The following is a 22,574-nucleotide window of genomic DNA, read 5'->3' on the forward strand; positions in this document are numbered from 1 at the left end:
GACCTAATCATTGTGCAGCCTCCTCCTCTTCTTCTTTCTGTTTACGCAGCTCGATGTTAGTGCGCATAATCTTCTGCGAGGCCTTAGATAAGCTCTCCTCATCTTCGAGGAAGCGCTTGATCTTACGGATCGCATCCTGATAACCAGGGATCTGAACCTTCTCGAAGAGATTTACCTTCTGTGTGGTCTTCTTTCGAGCATGCTCTAGGAACTCCATCTTCAGACGAAGGAACTCCGCCTCGATCCCTGTAGTGGCAAGCGTCTTCAAGAGCTCAATCCCCTCGGCATACCAAGAGGGAGCATTGAAGATACTGAAGGGGCGTACCTCGTAGTGGATACCATCCAGCACGGGGAGCAGGACACCAGCAACCTTCTTCATCGAGAGGTCTACTCGATCCACTGTGATGAGCGAAGCATCAAATTCGTCCCACAGGCTGACCATTCCCTGGTATCCCCGCAGTTCTTGCTCGAGCTTCTCCTCGAGGAGATCCACCTCACGCTTGGTCTGCTTGACCTGCTGACGTAGGGCGCTCTCCTTACTCTTGATAGTGGGTAAGGTACGCAGGCGCATCTTCAGCGCCTTCTCCTGTTGCTGCAGTGAGGTCTTATTGTATTGGAATCGTATCGCCATAAGACGTTTGATGGCTACCTAGTTATTCCTTAGTCACGATGGTGAGCTCTCGACCCCGGACGATTATAGCCTGGTGGTTCGTGATCGGTACGAGAGAGAGTCGGCCACCATACGTAGCGAGCACAGTCTCCGCCATCTCGACGAAGGGGAAGCACCGGTAGTGCGGCAAAGGATACTTCTCGATCAAGCCTAGTGCAGCGAAGGATGCCAGCTCGGGCGCCTTATGAGGCTCATCCATGAGCCGGATATACTCGATACTCGGAGCAAATATCACCGCCCCTGCTGACTCCCCGATGCAAGGCTTACCACCCTCGATCTCTGCCTGGATAAGCTTATCAGCGCCTTTGCGCTTCAGCTCCTGAAGGAGATAGAAGGTATTCCCCCCTGAGATATAGATCAGATCACCCTCTGAGAGTGTACTTCTGATCTCTTCAGATGAAGCCGTAGCGACATCAAGAGGTGTGACCTTTAGACCTAGTTCCTCCAGACTCTCTTGCCCCAGCTTTACGTACTCCTTGTAGGACTCTGGAGTACTAGCCGTAGGGATGAAGGTGACGACCTTCCCCTGTAGTTCCATTGGGCATGCTTGCTCAAATAGAGGAGCTACATCTGCAAATGAGGAGCAGAGGAAAAGAAATATACTTGTGTTCATTCTCTATACTATTACTATTACTATTACTATTGGGTTCTCCTAGCCTTGCCACACCTCAGGACTAATTCTCACTGAGGAGTAGTGGCGTCGTGCTAGGCTTTTAGGCCTCGGGCCAATACTTATCGACGAGTTGCTGCTTGATGTTGACTTCAGCGGGTCGGAAGTACTTACCGAAGAGTCCCCATGCGGTGTCGAGCATCCCTTCGATATCGACATTAACGTCGATGGCTAGGAGCTCACGCGAATAGTCCGCAGCGAAGCGAAGTGTACGCTCGTCGTAGTCGGTTAGGTCGAAACCATTCTCCATCTTCGTCTGAGCACCTGCGGCATCGGAGAAAAGACGGACAGCGGCATTCATCACCTGAGGATGGTCTTCACGGGTCTTCTTACCGATGACAAGCTGCTTGAGTCGAGAGAGCGAGCGGAAGGGGTCAATGATGACCTTACCCACATTGGAGTCACGACGCAGGTAGAGCTGACCTTCGGTAATGTACCCCGTATTGTCAGGTACAGCATGTGTGATATCACCACCAGAGAGCGTCGTCACAGCAATGATTGTGATCGAACCTCCATCGGGGAACTGCACAGCCTTCTCATAAATCTTAGCAAGGTCTGAGTACAGCGAACCTGGCATTGAGTCCTTAGAGGGGATCTGGTCCATACGGTTGGAGACGATAGCCAAGGCGTCGGCATAGTTTGTCATGTCCGTCAGAAGTACCAGGACCTTTTCCTTCTTTTCAACCGAGAAGTACTCAGCAGCCGTCAGAGCCATATCTGGAATGAGGAGGCGCTCAACGGAGGGGTCTTCAGTCGTATTGATAAAGCTGATAATACGGTCCAAAGCACCTGCATTGCTGAAGGTATTCTTGAAGAAGAGGTAGTCGTCATTCGTCATACCCATCCCCCCGAGAATAATCTTATCGCTCTTAGCTCGGAGTGCCACCATCGCCATGACCTCATTAAAGGGCTGGTCAGGGTCAGCAAAGAAGGGGATCTTCTGACCGGTGACGAGAGTATTATTGAGGTCAATACCAGCGATACCCGTAGCGATCAGCTCAGAGGGTTGCTCACGACGCACGGGGTTCACTGATGGGCCACCGATTTCGACCTCACGTCCTGTGACGGCTGGACCTCCATCAATAGGCTCACCATAGGCATTGAAGAAGCGTCCTACGAGCTGGTCTCCGACCTGGAGCGAAGGTGCCTTCCCGAGGAAGATCACTTCAGCATTGGTAGGGATCCCTTCTGTACCACCGAAGACCTGCAGTGTCACCTCATCTCCCATGATGCGGACGACCTGTGCCAGACGGCCACCAATGGTAGCCAGCTCTTCATTACCTACTCCCGTAGCACGAAGCATACAGGTAGCCTTGGTGATGTTTTCTATCTTGGTATAAATCTTTTGAAATGCTTTTGCTGCCATAGCGCTGTTAGTTTTTAGCACGTTGGGATACCAGTTCATCGGCCTTAGCCTGCTGCTTGCGGAATTCGTCACTATCGAACTCAGCATAGTTCATCTGTCGGAAGGCATTGATCAGCTCCTTGAAGAAGTCACCAACCTCGACGAAGCCCTCGAATGAGAATTCTGTATGGCAGACCTGCATGACACGACGTACCATGAATTCCTGACGCTCAAGAGAGCAGTTGCAGTCGATGCTATCGAAGGCATCCTGTTGGCAGATGATGAAGTCGATAAGTTCAGACTTCCAGAAGGTCACGTGATAATCAAGAGGCACACCGTCGTCCCCAAGAATATTGATCTGCTCTGAGATCTCCTTACCGCGGATGAGCCACTGCTTGAGTTCGCTCACTTGATCAATCCATCCAGCCCCTACTCGCTCAGCAACATAGTCTGCGAACTCAGGGTATTCGAGATACTTTGAATAGCTATCAATAGGGTTGATCGCGGGATAACGCTTGCGGTCGGCACGTTCCTGCTCTAGTGCATAGAAGCAGCGTGCTACCTTCTTCGTGTTTTCCGTCACAGGTTCCTTGAGGTTACCCCCTGCAGGAGAAACCGTACCGATGAAGGTTACGGAACCCGTCTGCCCATTCTTCAGATGAACGAAGCCGGCACGTGCATAGAAGTTTGCGACGATTGCCGAAAGGTCCATTGGGAAAGCGTCAGGACCAGGAAGTTCCTCGAGACGGTTGGACATCTCACGAAGAGCCTGTGCCCAGCGGGAAGTTGAGTCAGCCATCAGAAGAACCTTAAGCCCCATGCTACGATAATACTCTGCGATAGTCATCGCCGTGTATACCGAAGCTTCACGGGCTGCCACAGGCATGTTAGAGGTATTAGCGATGATGATCGTACGCTCCATCAAAGGACGCCCTGTGTTGGGGTCAAGAAGCTCAGGGAACTCCTTGAAGACTTCTACAACCTCGTTAGCACGTTCACCACAAGCTGCGATGATCACGATGTCAGCTTCAGCCTGCTTACTGATGGCATGCTGTAGGACGGTCTTACCCGTACCGAAAGGACCAGGGATAAAGCCCGTACCACCTTCGACGATGGGGTTCATCGTATCGATCATACGAACTCCAGTTTCAAGGAGCTTGTGAGGACGTGGCTTGTCTGCGTAGCAGGTGATAGGACGCTTGACGGGCCACTTCTGCTTCATCGTGATGGGGTGCTCTACACCAGACTCATCGATGAGGACTGCGATATTGTCTTCGACAGTATACTTACCCGCAGGTTGTAGACTCTTAAGCGTGTAGATACCCTCAAAGGTAAAGGGTACCATGACCTTGATTGACTGGAAGTTCTCTTCGACTTCACCAAGCCAAGCTCCCGCAGTGACGCGATCACCAACCGTAGCTAAAGGCTTGAAGTCCCAGAGCTTCTCCTCATCCAAGGCATAAGTATAGGAGCCTCGCTTGAGGAATACCCCATCCATCTTGTCGAGGTCATTCTGCAGACCATCATAGTTCTTTGAGAGCATCCCTGGGCCGAGTGTAACCTCAAGCATGTGCCCCTCGAAGGTGACGGGGTCTCCGATGCGCATACCACGGGTCGACTCGAAGACCTGAGCATAAGCGTTCTTGCCATTGACACGGATGACTTCGCTCATCAGTGGCACACCACCGACGGTGATGTAGCATATTTCGTTCTGGGCGACAGGACCGTCAGCCTCGATGGTCACGAGGTTCGAGACGATACCTTTTACACTACCTTTTGTTGCCATGTATCCCTTATTATTTTGCATGCGTCCCCTCACTGGTGAGGCAAGGCGCTTCATGTGATTATTCTGTTTTCTGAGTATGTAGCTTAGCGTCTCTGAGCCTTCTTGAAGTCCTGGAGTACCTGGGCACTTTCACCCTTAAGCGAATGGACGATATTACGGAAAGTTGCTTCTCCCTTCGTCTCATTGAGGTTAGCCCAGCGCTCGAGGATTCCAAGGCGGAGATAGTAGCAGAGTACATTGTCGATATCAAAGACTCGGACAAAGGTCCACTCATCCATCCACTGCCACTTCAGTAGGTCGATCAAGCGTTCTCGGCGTGCGATATCTCGCTCTTCTGCGATCTGAAGGACCTTAGGCAGGTAGGGAAGTTTCTCCCCAAGATCAAAGTCCTTAGCCTTCGACTGCAGGAGCTGTGTTTCCACCTCACCCTTCCCGACAAGATAGCGCTGGGGATCCCAGCCTAAGCGGCGACAGGTGAAGACAGCTAAGATATTGCGGATATTCTTATTCAAGGCAAACCATTCTGTGAGGAAGGCGCTACTTGAATCAGCGACCGAATCATAGTAGTAGCTGGCGATCAAGTCTTCCAATGCTAAGCGATCACTACCGATCTCATCGAAGAGGCGTGGTGCTACAGCTTCAGAGCTATCTTGTTCATCGCTCTTCACCTCACGGTGATAGAGATCATAGACGAAGCGAGAGATATAGTCTGGGACCACCTTGGGGCGCGGATTACGCTTTCCTTGGTTAGCCGCTGCAGACACAGACTGTAGAGCTTGCAGGCGAATTATCTCTGGGCTCAATGCCTCCGCGGCCTCCCCTGAGTAGTCCACCTCATAGCTTTGCTCAGGCTCTTGCTCTGGTGGAGTAAGCTCTCCTGCGACGATCCAATTAAGAAGCTCTTTATTCAGTGCTTCTTGACGCAGGACTTCCAGCAACTGGAGATCTTGCTTCGTGAGGATAGGGAGGAGTTCTTCGTAGAAGCTTGCAGTAGTGAACGGAGGCTTGGGGCTATCTACCGTGATATTGGGTAGTCCAGCGATTAGTGCATAATACTTAGCCATGAATGCTCTCCTTAATTTATAGCGTAGGTTAGAAGAGCATCTGGTTCATCTCGGGGCGGAGGAAGCTCTTGAAAAGCTCAATAAATTCAGCCTCGCCAAACTGTACCTTGAAGCTACCATCCTTGGGAGCGATGGAGAAGTCTGTAGGCTTACCAGCTACAGAGCGAATCGAAACGCCCGACTCAAGCAGGGACTTAGCGTGGGAGGTGAAGTAGGAGCGGAGGCCTTCTGCATCAGCGGTGGAGATCTCTACGCCACGAGTGAGATCAAAGCGTTCTGCGATCTTAAGGATGAAGCTTCGGATGAAGGCGGGGTCAGATGACAGTGCCTGTACGCTACTCTTAGCGACCTCGCCTTGGATCTGATCGGAGATACTACTCTTGAGGGAATCGACGAGCTGTGCCGTATAGAGGCGAAGCTCTGACTCTGTGTTTTTCTTTAGCTCGCTGGCTCGACGCTCAGCAGACTTGATGATTTCTTCGGCGCGGGCTGTGGCATCTGCCTCTATCTTTCCAGCGCGTGTCTCAGCCTCAGCGATAAGGCGATCTGCTTCGGCTTGGCCTTGCTTGACGCCTTCGTTGTAGATCTTCTCGGTCAGTTCTTGAATCTTAGCATCCATATCTGATTGTGTTTACTTTGTCTACTGGTGCTATGGGTGAAGGGCTCTTCACTCGTGCATAGCAAAGTTAAGGAATTTATTTAGATAACAAAGGCCTTTTAAAGCCCGTGCAAAACAAAGATCAAACGCCCTAAATATACGGGATCTCAACTCCATTTCTATACCTCTCTAATTACCACATTTTAGCCAATTAACCAGACATATTGCAAGGCTGGGAGATTAAAATGAGTTAAGTTCGCTAACACAGCAAAGAGGCGCCCCTACCAAGTGGTAAGAGGCGCCTCTTTTATAGTTGTAGTACCCGTGGGGCTACTTGATCGTCATCTCATCGATCAGGCGGGAGCACTTGCCCCACTTATCGATGGTGAAGAGGACGTAGCGGATATCGACTACGATCGTACGCTGGAGGTTGGGCTCGAACTCGATATCACCGCTCATAGCTTCCCAGTTACCGTCGAAGGCCAGACCGAATACGCGACCATTCTTATCGAAGACAGGGCTACCGGAGTTACCGCCTGTGATGTCGTTCGTCGAGATAAAGGCTACGTGAAGCTTACCATCCTTCTTATCTGCCCAACGACCCCAATCACCCTTCTTGATCAGCTCAAGGAAGGAGGGGAAGACATTGAACTCCGTAGACTCGGGGTTATTCTTCTCGAGGATACCACGGCTGGTGGTAAAGTAGTCATACTCTACAGCGTCAGCGGGACTATAACCCTTGATCGTACCATAGCTCATACGCATCGTTGAGTTGGCGTCACTGGGCATAGGCTTGGAGGGGTTCTGCTCACGACGGCCAGCGAAGTAAAGACGGTTGCCACGATCAATAGGTTCGTAGAGAGGCTTCAGCTCGTTAGAGAAGGCCGTATAGATCTCCCACACCTTATTCGAAAGCAGGACAGCGGGATCCTTGCTTAGGATTTCGGCAGCATTGGGCTGCTGAAGGGTCGCAAGAAGCTTATCCTTGTAGGGGACGACGCTATTAGCGAAGAGCGCATCAGCATAGGCCTTCGTATCGCCACCATACTCCTTATTAATAAGGTCAAAGATCGGAGCTACGCGATTAGCATCGACGCGCTGACGTACGATATCAAGCATAGCAGGCAGGACCTTCTGGTCAAGTGCAGGCACATAGTCCTTGTAGAGATCATTGATCATCTGAGCGAGCTGCTCCTTAGGCTGAGAAGCGAGCTTCTTGATCTTTGCGGGATCACCCAGACCACGTGCAGCGGAGACGATCTCTGTACCACCGATCAGGGCTTCGCGCAGGTACATAGACTGGCGCTCGATGTTACCAAGCTTCTTGTAGGCACCTTCCATTTCGGCGAGAATACCCTTGTAAGCCTGAGCCTTCTTGCCCGAAGCAGCTACCCACTCTTCGAAGGAGGCTTCTTCTGCGCGCTTCTGATCGAGGACGCCGAGCTTGACGAGCGCCTTATTCATCCCGATAGAGTTCTTCCAATAGTTGGAGCTACGGGCGTACTTAGAGGCATACTTGATGCGGGTAGCCTGATCAGCATTCATCGCTGCACGCCAGATATCCTGCTTGATGCCACGCACCTCGATACGAGGATCGTTCTGATCCTTCATGCGGTTCTCTACAGCGAAGGAAGGGATGTAGCGCGAGGTCGATCCAGGGAAGCCGATAGTCATCGCGTAGTCATTCTTCTCGTAGCCTTCGGTAGATACGGTAGCGTGGTACTTGGGCTTGTAGGGGACGTTGTCCTTGCTGTAGTTGGCTGGAGCATTGTCCTTGTTAGCGTAGACGCGGAAGACAGAGAAGTCACCCGTGTGGCGGGGCCACATCCAGTTGTCCGTATCGCCGCCGAACTTACCTACAGATCCTGGAGGAGCGAATACGAGACGTACGTCGCTGAAGACATCGTAGGTAATGAGATAGTACTTGTTGTTGGCATAGTAGGGGCGTACCTGTACACGCTTGTGCTCGCTCTTGAGGCGCTTGCTCTCAGCAGCCTCAAGGCTCTGACAGATCTTCTGGATCTGCGAGAGGCGCTCGATTTCATTCTTGGGCTTCTTGAGCTGAGCCAGGATCTCCTTCGTGACGTCACGGATAGAGGAGAGGTAGCTCACGGTGAGCCCTTCGATGGGGAGCTCTGCAGAGAAGCTCTGCGAGACAAAGCCGTCACGGAGATAGTCGTGGTCGACGGTGCTCTGCGACTGGATAGCGTCGAAGCCGCAGTGATGGTTGGTGAAGATAAGACCTTGGCTGGAGACAGTGACCCCGGTACAGCCACGACCGAAGATTACAACGGAGTTGGCCACGCTGGGCTTGTCCAGGTTGTAAAGGGAGTCAATGGGGAGACGGAAGCCCAGTTCCTTCATCTGAGCGACGTTCTCTCGCGTGAGCTCGTTGAGCAGCCACATCCCCTTATCAGCCTTTGCTTGGTAGCCGATAGAGAGGGCGGCGGTCGCCAGCACGAGCCCCTTCTTTAGAAATTGATTCATAGACTTACGATCTGTAATATCTGTAGGACTTTAATACTGCACGCTACAGGTGTGCGGTGTAAAGATACGAATTATAATGGGCGACCCTTATAGAAAGGCGCTCTCCCACCATGATGTACGGCCCTCACAAGCTCTAAGGGGAAGCCCCTCCTTCCACCATAGGCAGAGGACCAAGCGACCCACACGGAGGGCGGAAGCGAAGTAGCTCCTTCACCTCATCTATTCCTCTAAAATAAAGCAGCTAAGCTCCGTGGCTGGAGGAGGCAAATTCGGTACTGCCCAAGACGTATACGTTTCGTGCCTGAAACGTATACGTTTTACGCTCGAAACGTATACGTTTTGACTGCGAAACGTATACGTTTTCATCACAAAACGTATACCCTTTGCTCGCCAAACGTATACGGTCTGCTCCGAGAGGCCATATCTTGCCCCTCCCTACCCTTGCCCAAGCCCCTCCTTTGAGATGCCGTGCAATGTTCTCATATAGCTTTCTCTTGATTCCCATATAGCTTTGTGAAGCGACCTCTATTTAGGTAATTGCCCCGTGTAGGGATAAAAGTTGCAGACGAGTGGCAGATAAGTTTGGGCTACGTACGTGGATCTAATATCTACGTACGTGGATATTTGGATTTGCGTGCCTGGTCTTTAAGACTACGTGCATAGACAGAGCAAAACCACTACGTGAAGGCGCTTTTTTCTTCATAAGGACAGCACTTTTCCCTCCGCTAGACAAGAGGAATACGCGCAATAAGTAGAAGGGCTTTCCTGATCACTTCGGAGAGGAGTATCGGGGAGCTGGGCGTGCGATGCCTTAGCAGAATAAATAGAGAACAAGACTCTGCATACGAATACAGCAACAATCCCCGTATAACACGTAGTGAAAAGGTGTACCTTTGCAGAGGCACACAGCGGTGCTGCCCCTTCCCCACGGGGCTTCTCTCGCACGACCACTACAATTAATATCCATTATGCAGATCAAAAAGCAACTCATCACGCTTGGTCTCAGCGCGCTCTTGGCACAGGGAGTTCTTCCCGCCAGCCTCAGTGCTCAGCAGACCAAGACCGAGAAGGTCCCAGGCATCAGCCTCTCCGACATGGACCGAAAGGTACGCCCTCAGGACAACTTCTACCGCTACAGCAACGGAGGCTGGATACGCAAGAATCCCCTCAAGCCTGCCTACAGCCGCTTCGGCACCTTCGACATCCTTCAGGATACAGCTACTTCGCAGATCCGCCACATCGTAGAGAAGCTTATCGCTAAGCCTCAGACTAAGGGCACGAACGACTATCGTGTCGCCGTCCTCTACAAGCAGTCTCTGGATAGCGCTGAGCGCAATCGCCAGGGCTACAAGCCCCTTATCCCCGAGCTCCAAGCCCTTCAGGGAATCCAAACCAAGGAGGATCTCCTCAAGCACATCGCTCAGCAGGACCAGGTCTATGGTCAGGGTTGCCTCTTCGGCACGGGCGTCGCAGCTGACGAGAAGAATAGTACCATGAACATCTTCCTCTTCACGCAGACGTCTCTTGGCCTCGGTTCGCGCGACTACTACGTCGAGTCTACCCCCGAAGTCAAGCAGATCCTCGCCGGCTACGAAGCCTACCTCGTCCGCATCCTCAAGCTCTCGGGCTACTCCGATGCCGAAGCCAGCCGCATCGCCAAGGCTACCATTCGTATCGAGACGGAGCTGGCCCAGTTCTCTTACTCCAACACGGAGCTGCGCGACTCACAGAAGAACTACAACATCGTGACGATCGCTGACTTCGCTCGTGATAATAAGGGCTTCGACTGGAGCGGCTACCTTCGTCTGCGTGGCCTTGACGTCGCCACGGCGAACTTCATGCAGCTGAACTTCTTCAAGGCCTTCGACAAGTGGTACTCCTCAGCTAAGGTCGAGGACCTACGTGACTTCCTCACGGGACGTACCATCAGCGGTGCTGCCAACTCACTGAGTGATGACTTCGTCCAAGCTCACTTCGACTTCTTCGGCAAGCAGCTCAGCGGTCGCAAGGAGATGCACCCACGCTGGAGACGCAGCATAGGTGTCGTACAGAGCGTCCTCGGCGAAGCTCTCGGTGAAGTATACGTCAAGCGCTACTTCTCTCCTGAAGCTAAGGAGCGAATGATCGAGCTTGTGCACAACCTGCAGAAGGCACTCGGTCAGCGCGTCGAAGCCCTCAGCTGGATGAGCCCTGAGACGAAGAAGCGTGCACAGGAGAAGCTGAGCAGCTTCGTCATCAAGATCGGCTATCCCGACAAGTGGATGGACTACAGCGCCCTCGACATCGATGAGAGCAAGACGTACTACCAGAATCTCGAGGCTGCTACACGCTTCATGCAGGCAGACAACCTCAAGGATCTCGGCAAGCCCGTTGACCGTACGAAGTGGCTCATGAGCCCTCAGGAGGTCAATGCCTACTATATGCCCACGACTAACGAGATCTGCTTCCCCGCAGGTATCCTGCAGCCTCCCTTCTTCAATATGGATGCAGATGACGCCGTGAACTATGGCGCGATCGGTGTCGTCATCGGTCACGAGATGACTCACGGCTTCGACGACGAAGGATCTAACTTCGATAAGGATGGGAACATGAACAACTGGTGGACCCCCGAAGACCGTAAGAAGTTCGAAGCCACCACGCAGCGCCTCGCTAAGCAGTTCTCTGCTGTCACCGTCGCTCCAGGTCTCAAGGCCAATGGGGAGCTCACGCTCGGAGAGAACATCGCTGACCAGGGCGGTCTCACCATCGCTTACCTCGCTCTGCAGATGGCCAACGAAGGCAAGCAGGTCGCTAAGATCGATGGCTTCACGCCTGCTCAGCGCTTCTACATCGCCTATGCTCGCCTTTGGGGGCAGAATATCACGGAGGCCGAAATCCGTCGCCTCACGAAGCTTGACCCTCACAGCCTCGGTCTGCTTCGCGTGAACCAGGCGCTGAAGAATATCGATCCTTTCTACAAGGCATTCAATATCCGCCCAACTGACAAGATGTACATCGCTCCTAAGGATCGTGTCGTCGTCTGGTAGTAAGGCTTAGGGGAGCTCGCTTCCCCACCCTACCTTATATATAATGTAGTGCCCCCGCACGAGAGTGAATCTCTCCTGCGGGGGCACTTGTCTTAATATCCTCTTCCATCATAAGGTCGTATCTTTGTGCCGCAAAATGAGTACAACAAAGAATCTAACTCGCCAAGAGCTATCGCAGCTCTTCAGCATCTTCTTCAAGATAGGCATCACGACTATCGGAGGAGGGTACGCTATGATCCCGATGATGGAGCACGAGATCGTCAAGCGTACAGGGTGGCTCACGCAAGAGGAGTTCCTCGACATCCTGGCTGTAGCACAAGCTACCCCAGGGATCTTCGCTGTCGACATGGCTGGACATATCGGGCATAAGCTCGGTGGGCTACGTGGCGCCATCATCGCTTCGGTAGCTAACGTCCTCCCCTCATTCATCATCATCCTTATCCTCGCGACAGTCTTTCAGCAGTTCAAGGAGCTTCCACTCGTACAATATGCCTTCCGTGCGATACGTCCTGTAGTGGTAGCACTCATCGCGGCTCCCGTCTTCTCGATGGCACACTCCGCATCACTCTCCCGCTATACGATATGGATCCCTCTCGTAGCGGCCGTCCTCATCTATTTCTTCGACGTCTCTCCAGTCTACATCATCCTCATCGCGGGGATCGCAGGGTGGATCTATGGTTATCTGCAGAGACGACGCTCTAACACAGATGCCCAATGATCTTCCTCGAGCTCTTCCTCATCTTCTCTAAGATCGGTATCGTCGGCTTCGGTGGCGGGTATGCTATGCTCTCCCTCATACAGGACGACGTCGTCACGAAAGAGGGTTGGCTAAACGCAGCTGAGTTCACCGACATCGTCGCCGTGAGCCAGATGACCCCTGGGCCTCTGGGTATCAATATGGCCACCTACGTAGGCTATACCTCGGTACTCAACGCGGGGTACCCACCCGCCATGGCTTTCTTAGGCTCGCTCCTCGCGACCTTCTCCATCCTCTGGCTACCCTTCATCCTGATGATGCTCGTCAGCCGCTTCCTTCTGAAGCATAAGGATAGTCCCCTGCTGAAGAGCGTCTTCGGTGCACTTCGTCCTACAGTCGTTGGGCTCGTCGCAGCAGCGGCTATGGTGCTGATGACAGCAGAGAACTTTGGTACGCCCGACACATCGCTTACGCAGTTCATCGTCAGTCTCTCGCTCTTCGTTATAGCCTTCATCGCCGTCTTCCGCTTCCGTGTCAGCCCCTTGCTCATCTTGGCATTGGCTGGATGCTTCGGTATGGTCTTCTATAGCTTCGTCCCAGCTTAACACCCGATACCTCACTATATGTCTCATCCTACGACGCCCGCTCCTATCGGAGTCTTTGACTCGGGCTACGGCGGGCTCACCATACTCTCTGAGATCTGCCGACAGCTCCCTCAGTACGACTACATCTACCTCGGGGACAATGCTCGCTCGCCCTACGGCACACGCTCCTTCGACGTCATCAATGACTTCACACTCCAGGCCGTGAAGTATCTCTTTGACGCAGGTTGTCCACTGGTCATCTTAGCTTGCAACACGGCTTCGGCCAAGGCACTTCGTGAGATCCAGCAGCACTACCTGCCCTACTCCGACGACCCTACCCGTCGTGTCCTCGGCGTCATCCGCCCCACCGTAGAGGCGATCTCTCGCTTCACGAAGAGTCGCCATGTCGGTGTCGTCGCCACACCAGGCACGGTCTCCTCACACTCTTATGCGACCGAGATCGGGAAGCTCTTCCCCGAAGTCACCATAGAGGAGCAAGCTTGCCCCATGTGGGTACCCCTCGTCGAGTACGGAGAGAGCAATGCGCCTGGTGCAGACTACTTCGTCGAGAAGTACACCAGCGAACTCATGCAGCGTGACCCGAAGATCGATACCATCATCTTAGGCTGCACGCACTACCCGCTCCTTCGTCCGAAGATCAGAGAAGCCCTCCCTGAGTCCATCAAGCTCATCTCGCAGGGCGAACTCGTAGCCTCTTCGCTGGCAGACTACCTCCTCCGACATCCCGAGATGGAGCATCGTCTGAGTCAAGGTGGTGAGATATCCTACCGCACGACCGAGTGCCCCGAGAAGTTCGAAGAATTAGCCTCCATCTTCACGGGAACAGAGGTCCGTGCCACCCGCGTCAAGATCACTGGATAGATGATGACGAAGAAGACCTTTGCTCTCCTCCTCGCAGGTGCCCTCTCTTGGGCTGCCTCTGCTCGTGCACAAAAGCTTCCCACTCCCGTCACCGTAGGTGCTGAGCGCATGGAGCTCCTCCTCCCCACCCTCCAGGGTAAGCGCGTCGCGCTGATGGTCAATCAGAGTTCGCTCGTCGGCAGTACGGGTACGCATCTTGTAGATACCCTTCTCTCCCAAGGCGTCAATATCGTACGTCTCTTCGTCCCCGAGCATGGTCTTCGTGGTAAGGTCGATGCAGGGAAGAATGTACGTAGCGGCGTGGATGAAAAGACGGGGCTTCCCGTGGTGAGCCTCTACGGGCAGCGCAAGCGCCCTACCCCCGAGATGCTCGCCGATATCGACCTCCTCGTCTTCGACCTGCAGGATGTCGGTACGCGCTTCTATACCTATATCTCCTCGATGCACTACCTCATGGAGGCTTGCGCCGAAAAGGGGAAGACCTTCGTCGTCTGTGATCGTCCCAACCCCAATGACTTCATTGATGGCCCGATACTGGAGCCCGACTGTCGCTCCTTCATTGGCGTAGATCCACTGCCTGTAGCCCATGGGATGACCGTCGGAGAGCTGGCTCTGATGATCGATGGGGAGCGCTGGCTAAGAGGAGGGAATACCTGCCACGTGAAGGTCATCCCTATGGATGGCTGGTCTCATGGCGATCCTTACGAACTGCCCGTACGCCCAAGCCCCAACCTCCCCAATAGTCGCTCCATCGAGCTCTATCCCTCGCTCTGCTTCTTCGAGGCAACTATCATGAGTGTGGGTCGTGGCACATCGAAGCCCTTCCAAGCTATCGGCTACCCCGACAAGCGCTTCGGTAGCATCGTCTATACCCCTCAGATCAAGCTCGGCGAGGACAGCAACCCTCGGCACAAGGGCAAGCTCTGCTACGGTACTGACTACACTTCGGTCAGCCTACCCAAGCGACAGATCGCACTCGCCCCGCTCCTTGACTACTATCGCAAGGCAGATAGTCTGGGGCTTCAGTTGATCAATCAGCGCCAACTCTTCGACCTCTTAGCTGGGACAAAGAAGCTCCGACAGCAGCTAAGCTCTGGTCTTAGCGAAGACGAAATACGTGCCTCATGGCAAGCAGGCCTCAAGGCTTTCCAAGCCAAGCGAGCTCGCTACCTTCTCTACACCGATTACCGCTAAGGCATTTCCTCCTGAATTAATAGCCCCGACATACAGCACGTATGTCGGGGCTTTCTCATGAAGTAAAACGCCATCTACGAGCGATTTAGAGTAAGACGTATACCCTCCACGAGTGAAACGTATACGTTTCGCGGACAAAACGTATATGTCTTACGGTGAAAACGTATACGTTTCGAGCTTAAAACGTATACGTCTTGGGCATGAAACGTATACGTTTTGCCCAGACAAGGTATACGTATCACTCATCCCTATAGCCTCACGCATGCTCAAAGCCATACTGCTTCCCCGTAGAAACCCAAGGGCATCATTATGCAGAGAAGAGCTACGTCACCATGCCACCGGGTGGGTTTTCAGCCGTGAAAGCTGTATTTTTGTCTTAGCATAATTATTCATTCATATACGACCAAGTTACCCATACACCCTATGGAACGATATAATATCGCCGTTATCGCTGGTGGCTTCTCTGGCGAATACGCCGTATCTCTGCGCAGCGCAGCAGGCCTTCTCTCGTGGATTGATCGTAGCCGATTTACCCCCTACCTCATCGTCATTGAGCGCGATGGATGGTATGTACGCCCCGATGGAGAAGAGACGAAAGAACCTATCCTAGTTGATAAGTGCGACTTCAGCTTTACCCTCCGAGGTGAGCATATCAAGCTCGACTATGCCCTAATCACCGTGCACGGCACGCCCGGAGAAAACGGTCTCCTGCAGGGTTACCTTGACCTCGTCGGCGTCCCCTACAATACGGGTGGCACGCTCACCGAAGCACTGACCTTCAATAAATACTACTGCAACCGCTACCTCTCCACCTACCCGAACCTGCGTGTAGCTGACTCCGTACGCTTGCTGCGCAATGGCTTCCGCCCCTCCTCTGAAGAGCTTATCAAGCGCCTCGGCCTTCCTCTCTTTGCGAAGCCTAATGCTGGAGGCTCCAGTGTAGCGACCTCAAAAGTTGAGAGCCTTGAGGCACTGGACAAGGCTGTTGCCCTTGCCTTTGACGAATGCGATGAGGTCCTCCTCGAGCGCTTCATTGCAGGCACAGAGGTGACCTGTGGGTGCTATCGTATTGGCGACACCATCACGGCTCTCCCCGTGACAGAAGTCGTGCCCAAGAATAGCTTCTTTGACTTCGAGGCTAAGTACAACGGCGCAGTCGAGGAGATTACCCCCGCACGCATTAGCCCCGAGCTCACGGCGCTGATACAAGAGCTCACCCGTGAGATCTATCAGCACATCGATGCCCGCGGTATCATCCGTGTCGACTACATCATCGAAGCCGATGGACGCCCAACCCTCCTCGAGGTCAATACCACCCCAGGCATGACCCCCACGAGCTTCATCCCCCAGCAGGTCAAGGCTGCAGGACTGACGATGCAGGACCTGCTGACGGACCTTATCCAGGATCATCTCTCCTAACCTTTCACCAAGCACACCTTCCACTATGGATCTCAAGAAATACGAAAGCATCCGCCCGCTGGCACCCGAAGAGGTGCAGACGGCTATCCAGCACCTGACGAGTCTCGAGCCCCTTCGTGCCGTCTACGAGAGCCTACAGCTCGAGCAGTCGTGGGATGAATTAGTCGAGGTGCTTAGTACCTGCCACAGCGTCGAGGACTTCAAGCGTACTGTGAGCTACCACTGGGTCAAGCACATCATGCGCAAGTGCTGTAGCTCCGTCGAGCTCACGGGTACCGACCACATCACGAAGGATGGCGCCTACACCTATATCTCCAATCACCGAGATATCATCCTCGACTCAGCTTTCCTCAACGTACTCGTAGCAGACATCGATGCGAAGTTCCCCGAGATCGCGATCGGCGACAACCTCATGCTCTATCCTTGGATCGAGACCTTGGTTAAGCTCAATGGGAGCTTCCTCGTGCGACGCAACCTCCAGGGGCGCGAAGTCCTGCTGGCTGCTCGCCTACTCTCCGAGTACATGCACGACGCCATCGCCGAAGGGAAGAGCCTTTGGATCGCACAGCGTGAAGGGCGCTCAAAGGACTCCACCGACAAGACGCAGCCCGCACTGCTGAAGATGCTTGCCCTCGGTGCAAAGAGCCGCCAGCCTCTTGAAGCCCTTGCGCCACTGAACATTGTCCCCGTGACCTGCAGCTATGAGTATGACCCTTGCGACTACCTCAAGGCGCAGGAGATGCAGCTCAAGCGAGACGTCGAGGGCTTCAAGAAGAGTCCAGCTGACGACGGCATCAATATGCGTACAGGGATCTTCGGCTGGAAGGGTGAGGTATCCTTCCACATCGGCCGTCCTCTCAATGAACTGATCGCCTCACGAGGCGAGACGGCAGAGAAGTACAGCACCCCCGAAGCCATCGCTCTGCTCATCGACTCAGAGATCCACAGCTACTACAAGCTCTACCCCATCAACTACATCGCCCTCGATACCCTCGAGGGAGGTAAGCGTAGCCTCTATGACTATAGTGCTGAGGACGAAGCTAAGGCTCTCAAGTATATCGAGAGCCGCATCGATCTGGTCAAGCTCCCTGATGGACTTGCTCCCGACCGCACCTTCCTACGCCACTGCCTACTCACCATGTACGCTAACCCCGTGCGAAGCATGCTTCAGGCACGACAGGGTAGCATAGCAAACTCAGGAGCATAGGATGAAGGCAAAGAAGATACACAAATATCTGGGGATCCCACTCTGCTTTCTTCTCTTCTTGGCAGCCCTCTCTGGGATCATCCTCAACCACCGAGACCTACTACAGAGCATAGACATTCCCCGTGCAGTCCTCCCCAGCGACTATAAGTTCGAGAAGTGGAATAATGGGGCTGTACGAGGTGTACTCCGCGCCGACAGCTTGGCTTATATTTATGGGGGCGTAGGCGTGTGGGTGACCGACAGTAGCCTACGACGTGAGGCACGACCACTGCATGCGGGCTTTGTTCGTGGCGGCGACGAAGCTAAGATCATGTCTATGGCGCGAGATACAACGGGCGGGATATGGGTCGCTTCGCAGTATCGCCTCTATCGCCTCGCCCCTCAGCGTGACCGATGGATCGAGCAACCCTTACCGAGCTCTGTACGTGGGCGCTTGGCTGATCTACAGATCACGGGCGACTCCGTACTACTCCTGAGCCGCTCCCTACTCTACCGCCGTTCGCTTAGCGATCCCAGCTGGACGACCTACGAGCTGAAGAAGCCTGATGGATATACGGGGAAGATCCTACTCTTCCAGATCCTGTGGATGCTCCACAGCGGAGAGTACTTCGGCCTCACCGGACGAATCATCGTCGACATCATCGGGCTCTTCGTCATACTCCTCTCCATCACGGGGATCTTCTACACTATCTTCAGCCACCGTCTGATGGCGAAGAAGAACAAGCACGGGACGAAGGAAGCCACCGAGAAGAAGCGACAACTCTCGCGCAAGCTCTCCATGCACTTCAAGTGGCATAAGGTCATCGGCCTTCACCTCTACTATATCCTCCTCTTCGTCTTCATCACGGGATGGGTACTCCGTCCTCCGCTGATGATTCCCTTCATCCTCACGAAGGCGCGTCCGAATACTTTTAGTACACTCTATAGCGAGAACCCTTGGTTCGACCGTCTGCGTGGTATTCGTGAGGATCACCAGAATGGAGGGTGGCTGCTCTCGACGAGCGAGGGATTCTTCAAGCTCCATGACTTCGCGGCTAAGCCGGAAAAGTGGGAGCTCCAGCCCGAGGTCAGCCCGATGGGAGTCAATGGCTTTGCCCAGCGCCCTGATGGAAGCTGGCTCATCGGCTCCTTTACTGGGCTCTTTGAGGTCTACCCTGATCAGAAGGATCCTATACGCAACTACTTCACGGGTGAGGTCGTCCGTGAGGTGAAGATGGGGCCTCCGATAAGCGACTATATGGTCACTGGACTTCTCGCAGGAGATACACCCAGCGAGGACTACGTCTTTCTCCACTACCGAGGTGCCGTACGTAGAGCCTCTGACCACAAGACGGGAGCACAAGACCTCCCCTTCGTCCACCAGCCTGAGGCGCTCAATGAGATGCCTTATTCCCTCTGGCAGGCAGCTCTCGAGCTCCATGCTGGACGCCTCTATCGTCCTTTCCTCGGCAAGTGGGGGACGGATCTATTCATCTTCTTCCTCGGCCTCGCCTCTGTCATCGTCCTCATCACAGGACAGAGGAACCGACGTAAGAAAAAGAAACAAGCTAAGCACGACTGATGACACCTATCTATAAGGTATGGGAAGCCCTCACAGAGAAGCTCCCTACAGCACTACAAGAGAGCTACGACAACTGTGGCTTACAAGTCGGCGATCCTTCACAGATAGCTACGGGCGTACTCTGCTGCGTTGACATCACCGAGGCGGTCCTCCAAGAGGCTATCGCCAAGGGGTGCAACATGATCATCGCCCACCACCCCCTCCTCTTCAAGGGGCTAAAGCAGATCGGCACCTCCAGCTATATCGAGCGCTGCGTATGCCTGGCGATACGCCACGACCTCACGATCTATGCTGCTCACACCAATGCCGACAATGCGGACGGTGGGCTTAACTATCTCTTAGCCGAGGAGCTGGGACTGCAGGCTGTCACAGCCCTAGCCCCCATGTCCGACACACTCATGGAGCTAGTGACCTTTGTCCCAGCGAAGAAGCTGAACCAAGTGGCCGAAGCACTTTGGACTGCTGGTGCAGGCACGATCGGAGCATACGACAGCTGTAGCTATCGCAGCTCTGGGCAAGGGACGTTCCGTGCTCTTGACGGAGCTCATCCCTTCGTAGGCGAGATCGGGCAGCTGCATGTAGAGCCTGAAGAGCGACTAAGCCTCACCTTCCCTGCCTACCGACAACGTCAGGTGGAGCAAGCCTTGCTAGCCAGCCATCCTTATGAGACACCCGCCTACAGCATCACCCGACTGCAGAACGTCCATCCACGTATCGGTGCGGGCGTCATCGGGGAGCTCCCCGAAGCAGAGCCCGTAGATAGCTTCTTACGCAGAGTAGCAGTCTACTTCAAGACCGAGCAGCTTCGTTACAGCGTGACGGAGAAGACAGCCATCAAGCGTGTCGCTATCTGTGGCGGAGCTGGTGCCTTTCTCTGGAAGCAGGCCAAGCGAGCAGGTGCCGATATCCTCATTACAGGCGAAGCCAAGTACAACGATTACTTCGACTGCGAAGGGGCTCCCATCCTCTGTACGGTGGGGCACTACGAGAGCGAATGCATTGCGGCACAGCTCTTCGCACAGATCATCTCAGATAAAATGCCTAACTTTGCGGTCTATCAAAGCGAGTTAGACTCCAATCCTATAAAAGCGTTACAGCATCCATAATGGCGAAAGAAACAACGACAAAGAAGACGACCACCAAGAAGTCAACCAAGGCTAAAGAAGTAGCTACCCCAGAGGTGGCCACGACAGTAGCAAGCCCTGAAGCTAACGTTAGCTCTGCCGACCGGACGGTAGCAGACAAGCTCATCGCCCTGAGTCGCCTACAGGAGACCTTCACCAAGATCGACCATATCAAGACCCTCCGTGGTGAACTCCCCCTTGAAGTACAGGACCTCGAAGATGAGATCGAAGGTATGGAGACGCGTCTCAAGCACCTCGAAGAGGACAACAAGCGCCAGGTGCAGGCTGTAGCTACAGAGAAGGCTAAGATCCAGAAGGCTGAAGAGCGCATCGAGGAATATAAGGAGCAGCTCAACAACGTCAAGAACAACCGCGAGTACGACAACCTCTCCAAGGAAATCGAATTCCAAGGCCTCGAGATCGAACTCTCTCAGAAGCGCATCGCCGAAGGGACGACCGAGATCCAGCACCGCAAGGAGCGTATCGCTACTCTCAAGGAAACTATCGGTGAGCACCGTGTAGACCTGGAGGCTAAGCAGGAGGAGCTGGCACGTATCAAGGGAGAAACAAAGCAGGAAGAAGAATCTCTCCGTGCTGAAGCTATCCGCCTGGAAGAAGGTATCGAGGAGCGTCTTCTCCACGCCTTCACTCGTATCCGTGAAGGAGCCCGCAATGGTCTTGCTGTCGTACCCATTGATCGTGATGCTTGCGGTGGTTGCTTCAACAAGATCCCACCCCAGCGCCAAGTAGATCTGAAGCTTCATAAGAAGATCATCGTCTGCGAATACTGCGGTCGTATCCTCGTCGATCCCGAACTCGTAGAGGAAGCTCACCAGCACAACTAAGAAGGGAGATGCGCTCTCTTCTCGAAGCTCAGGTCGCCACGACCATCCAAGAGCATCGACTCATAGATAGCGCCACCCAGCGTATATACATAGCCATCAGCGGAGGGGCCGACTCGGTCGCTCTGCTGATGGTTATGCTTGCTTTAGGCTATGGCGAAAGACTCGAAGCACTCCACTGCAACTTCACACTACGTGGCGAAGAGAGCGACTGCGATGAAGCCTTCGTGCGGGAGCTATGCACGAAGCTCAGCGTTCCCTTGCAAATCAAGCGCTTCGATACTCGAAACTCTGCCGAGGAGAAGGGCATATCTATCGAGATGGCAGCACGTGAGCTACGCTACCAGTGGTTTTGCTCCTTTACTGAAGGTAGTGAAGGCAGGAAGGTCGTAGCCGTTGCCCACAATGCAGATGACCAAGTAGAGACCCTACTACTCAACCTCTCTATGGGTACAGGCATCCGTGGGCTCAGCGGTATGCCGTTCATCAAGCAGACGGAAGGCATCATCCGCCCCCTACAAGCGACTCCCCGTGCACTCATACTTGACTATCTGAGCGCTCTTGGACAAAGCTATCGTGAGGATAGCTCAAATAGCGATACCCGCTATAAGCGCAATCTGATTCGCCATCAGCTCATCCCTCTCTTTGAGGAGTTGAATCCCTCCTTCCGAGAGACGACCTACCGCACGATAGAGCACCTACGCTCGACGGAGGCACTCTATATGGAGATGATCGAGCGCTACCGATCTGAGCTACTATCACCCGACGGATTAGACTATAAGCCCCTTGTCACTCATCCTGAGCGAACGACCATCCTCTTCGAGCTCTTACGACCCCATGGCTTCCAGCGCCCTGTCGTCGAGGAACTCAGTAAGCATCTCGCAGAGGGGACGGCTGGAGCAAAGTTCTACTCCCCCACCCACCTACTCATCCATGGTGTACAGCTGCTGGAGTTACTTCCACGTGAGGAGGGAGCAGCAGTATCCCTATCCATTGACATCAGCCAAGACGGACAGTGCGCACTCCCCTTCGGAGGAGAACTACACTGGGAGCACCTTCCCCTTAACGCCCTAAAGGGAGACTACCGCACACCTCGAGAGGTCGCAGTCTTTGACTACGATAGATTGGAGTCTCAAAGGCTTACCATTCGCTCACGGCGTGAGGGCGACACCCTCCGCCCCTTCGGTCTGTCGGGGAAGAAGCTCCTCAGACGCATACTCATTGACGGGAAGTTCTCTCACCGCGCACGCCGTGAAGCCCTTTTGTTATGTCGAGAGGAAGCCCCTATCTGGCTCATCGGTCATGTGGCTGACCGCACCTTCGCACTCTCAGATACGACGCAGACTGTACTACGCTTCACCTACCACAAGTAGCTTCCATACAAATGAAGTCGCCCGCTTGGCATAAGGACCAAGCGG

The 22,574-nt window shown here is 53.8% G+C and carries 18 protein-coding genes; 11 read left to right on the forward strand and 7 right to left on the reverse strand.

Going from position 1 to position 22,574, the window contains the following annotated elements:
* Positions 1-7: 7 nt before the first annotated feature.
* From HMPREF1121_RS01890 to HMPREF1121_RS01920, 7 genes are all read right to left on the reverse strand, one after another.
* The gene (locus tag HMPREF1121_RS01890; RefSeq protein WP_044114412.1) at positions 8-631 is read right to left on the reverse strand and encodes a V-type ATP synthase subunit D; all 624 of its coding nucleotides are present in this window, start codon (positions 629-631) and stop codon (positions 8-10) included.
* 22 nt (positions 632-653) lie between these two features.
* Positions 654-1,283, reverse strand: a complete 630-nt coding sequence (locus tag HMPREF1121_RS01895) for a Type 1 glutamine amidotransferase-like domain-containing protein (RefSeq protein ID WP_044114413.1) — start codon at positions 1,281-1,283, stop codon at positions 654-656.
* 100 nt (positions 1,284-1,383) lie between these two features.
* Positions 1,384-2,706, reverse strand: a complete 1,323-nt coding sequence (locus tag HMPREF1121_RS01900; RefSeq protein ID WP_044114414.1) for a V-type ATP synthase subunit B — start codon at positions 2,704-2,706, stop codon at positions 1,384-1,386.
* Positions 2,707-2,713: 7 nt separating this feature from the next.
* A complete protein-coding gene (locus HMPREF1121_RS01905; RefSeq protein WP_044114415.1) occupies positions 2,714-4,471 on the reverse strand; it encodes a V-type ATP synthase subunit A in 1,758 nt (585 codons plus the stop codon).
* Positions 4,472-4,554: 83 nt separating this feature from the next.
* Positions 4,555-5,535 carry a DUF2764 family protein gene (locus HMPREF1121_RS01910; protein WP_044114416.1) on the reverse strand — a complete coding sequence of 327 codons (981 nt, stop codon included), beginning with the start codon at positions 5,533-5,535 and terminating at the stop codon, positions 4,555-4,557.
* Positions 5,536-5,563: 28 nt separating this feature from the next.
* On the reverse strand, positions 5,564-6,154 hold the full coding sequence (locus tag HMPREF1121_RS01915) for a hypothetical protein (RefSeq protein WP_009433042.1): 591 nt from the start codon (positions 6,152-6,154) through the stop codon (positions 5,564-5,566).
* 309 nt (positions 6,155-6,463) lie between these two features.
* Complete coding sequence (locus tag HMPREF1121_RS01920) at positions 6,464-8,620, reverse strand: S46 family peptidase (protein WP_044114417.1); 2,157 nt, start codon at positions 8,618-8,620, stop codon at positions 6,464-6,466.
* A 968-nt stretch (positions 8,621-9,588) separates the two neighbouring features.
* Between HMPREF1121_RS01920 and HMPREF1121_RS01925 the strand changes: the two genes are divergently transcribed.
* The 11 genes from HMPREF1121_RS01925 to tilS all read left to right on the forward strand — a co-directional run bounded on the left by HMPREF1121_RS01925 (position 9,589) and on the right by tilS (position 22,529).
* A complete protein-coding gene (locus HMPREF1121_RS01925) occupies positions 9,589-11,646 on the forward strand; it encodes a M13 family metallopeptidase (RefSeq protein WP_084151901.1) in 2,058 nt (685 codons plus the stop codon).
* A 136-nt stretch (positions 11,647-11,782) separates the two neighbouring features.
* A complete protein-coding gene (locus tag HMPREF1121_RS01930; protein ID WP_044114418.1) occupies positions 11,783-12,364 on the forward strand; it encodes a chromate transporter in 582 nt (193 codons plus the stop codon).
* Positions 12,361-12,948 carry a chromate transporter gene (locus HMPREF1121_RS01935; RefSeq protein WP_044114419.1) on the forward strand — a complete coding sequence of 196 codons (588 nt, stop codon included), beginning with the start codon at positions 12,361-12,363 and terminating at the stop codon, positions 12,946-12,948. The genes HMPREF1121_RS01930 and HMPREF1121_RS01935 overlap by 4 nt, the downstream gene beginning before the upstream one ends.
* An 18-nt stretch (positions 12,949-12,966) precedes the next feature.
* A complete protein-coding gene (gene murI / locus HMPREF1121_RS01940; protein WP_044114420.1) occupies positions 12,967-13,809 on the forward strand; it encodes a glutamate racemase in 843 nt (280 codons plus the stop codon).
* Positions 13,810-15,003, forward strand: a complete 1,194-nt coding sequence (locus tag HMPREF1121_RS01945) for an exo-beta-N-acetylmuramidase NamZ family protein (protein WP_044114421.1) — start codon at positions 13,810-13,812, stop codon at positions 15,001-15,003.
* A 423-nt stretch (positions 15,004-15,426) separates the two neighbouring features.
* Positions 15,427-16,422, forward strand: coding sequence for a D-alanine--D-alanine ligase (locus HMPREF1121_RS01950; RefSeq protein WP_044114422.1), 996 nt, complete (start codon positions 15,427-15,429; stop codon positions 16,420-16,422).
* A 25-nt stretch (positions 16,423-16,447) separates the two neighbouring features.
* Positions 16,448-17,629: a 1-acyl-sn-glycerol-3-phosphate acyltransferase gene (locus tag HMPREF1121_RS01955; protein WP_044114423.1), complete on the forward strand. Its 1,182-nt coding sequence runs from the start codon at positions 16,448-16,450 to the stop codon at positions 17,627-17,629.
* 1 nt (position 17,630) lies between these two features.
* Positions 17,631-19,190, forward strand: coding sequence for a PepSY-associated TM helix domain-containing protein (locus HMPREF1121_RS01960; protein WP_044114424.1), 1,560 nt, complete (start codon positions 17,631-17,633; stop codon positions 19,188-19,190).
* Positions 19,190-20,296, forward strand: coding sequence for a Nif3-like dinuclear metal center hexameric protein (locus HMPREF1121_RS01965; RefSeq protein ID WP_044114425.1), 1,107 nt, complete (start codon positions 19,190-19,192; stop codon positions 20,294-20,296). Before HMPREF1121_RS01960 ends, HMPREF1121_RS01965 begins: the two co-directional genes overlap by 1 nt.
* A complete protein-coding gene (locus HMPREF1121_RS01970) occupies positions 20,296-21,159 on the forward strand; it encodes a zinc ribbon domain-containing protein (RefSeq protein ID WP_232223715.1) in 864 nt (287 codons plus the stop codon). The genes HMPREF1121_RS01965 and HMPREF1121_RS01970 overlap by 1 nt, the downstream gene beginning before the upstream one ends.
* Positions 21,160-21,167: 8 nt before the next feature.
* Entirely contained in the window at positions 21,168-22,529 is a 1,362-nt protein-coding gene (gene tilS, locus HMPREF1121_RS01975; RefSeq protein ID WP_044114426.1) for a tRNA lysidine(34) synthetase TilS, read from the forward strand.
* Positions 22,530-22,574: the final 45 nt, after the last annotated feature.

The sequence above is a fragment of the Porphyromonas sp. KLE 1280 genome (assembly GCF_000700805.1).
Classification (GTDB): Bacteria; Bacteroidota; Bacteroidia; order Bacteroidales; family Porphyromonadaceae; genus Porphyromonas; species Porphyromonas pasteri.

Coding starts and splice junctions, on each gene's coding strand:
- HMPREF1121_RS01945 (WP_044114421.1), top strand. CDS start 13,810: ATGATGACGAAGAAGACCTTTGCTCTCCTCCTCGCAGGTGCCCTCTCT.
- HMPREF1121_RS01960 (WP_044114424.1), top strand. CDS start 17,631: ATGAAGGCAAAGAAGATACACAAATATCTGGGGATCCCACTCTGCTTT.
- HMPREF1121_RS01970 (WP_232223715.1), top strand. CDS start 20,296: ATGGCGAAAGAAACAACGACAAAGAAGACGACCACCAAGAAGTCAACC.
- HMPREF1121_RS01935 (WP_044114419.1), top strand. CDS start 12,361: ATGATCTTCCTCGAGCTCTTCCTCATCTTCTCTAAGATCGGTATCGTC.
- HMPREF1121_RS01950 (WP_044114422.1), top strand. CDS start 15,427: ATGGAACGATATAATATCGCCGTTATCGCTGGTGGCTTCTCTGGCGAA.
- HMPREF1121_RS01900 (WP_044114414.1), bottom strand. CDS start 2,706: ATGGCAGCAAAAGCATTTCAAAAGATTTATACCAAGATAGAAAACATC.
- HMPREF1121_RS01910 (WP_044114416.1), bottom strand. CDS start 5,535: ATGGCTAAGTATTATGCACTAATCGCTGGACTACCCAATATCACGGTA.
- HMPREF1121_RS01925 (WP_084151901.1), top strand. CDS start 9,589: ATGCAGATCAAAAAGCAACTCATCACGCTTGGTCTCAGCGCGCTCTTG.
- HMPREF1121_RS01955 (WP_044114423.1), top strand. CDS start 16,448: ATGGATCTCAAGAAATACGAAAGCATCCGCCCGCTGGCACCCGAAGAG.
- tilS (WP_044114426.1), top strand. CDS start 21,168: ATGCGCTCTCTTCTCGAAGCTCAGGTCGCCACGACCATCCAAGAGCAT.
- HMPREF1121_RS01920 (WP_044114417.1), bottom strand. CDS start 8,620: ATGAATCAATTTCTAAAGAAGGGGCTCGTGCTGGCGACCGCCGCCCTC.
- HMPREF1121_RS01895 (WP_044114413.1), bottom strand. CDS start 1,283: ATGAACACAAGTATATTTCTTTTCCTCTGCTCCTCATTTGCAGATGTA.
- HMPREF1121_RS01905 (WP_044114415.1), bottom strand. CDS start 4,471: ATGGCAACAAAAGGTAGTGTAAAAGGTATCGTCTCGAACCTCGTGACC.
- HMPREF1121_RS01930 (WP_044114418.1), top strand. CDS start 11,783: ATGAGTACAACAAAGAATCTAACTCGCCAAGAGCTATCGCAGCTCTTC.
- HMPREF1121_RS01915 (WP_009433042.1), bottom strand. CDS start 6,154: ATGGATGCTAAGATTCAAGAACTGACCGAGAAGATCTACAACGAAGGC.
- murI (WP_044114420.1), top strand. CDS start 12,967: ATGTCTCATCCTACGACGCCCGCTCCTATCGGAGTCTTTGACTCGGGC.
- HMPREF1121_RS01965 (WP_044114425.1), top strand. CDS start 19,190: ATGACACCTATCTATAAGGTATGGGAAGCCCTCACAGAGAAGCTCCCT.
- HMPREF1121_RS01890 (WP_044114412.1), bottom strand. CDS start 631: ATGGCGATACGATTCCAATACAATAAGACCTCACTGCAGCAACAGGAG.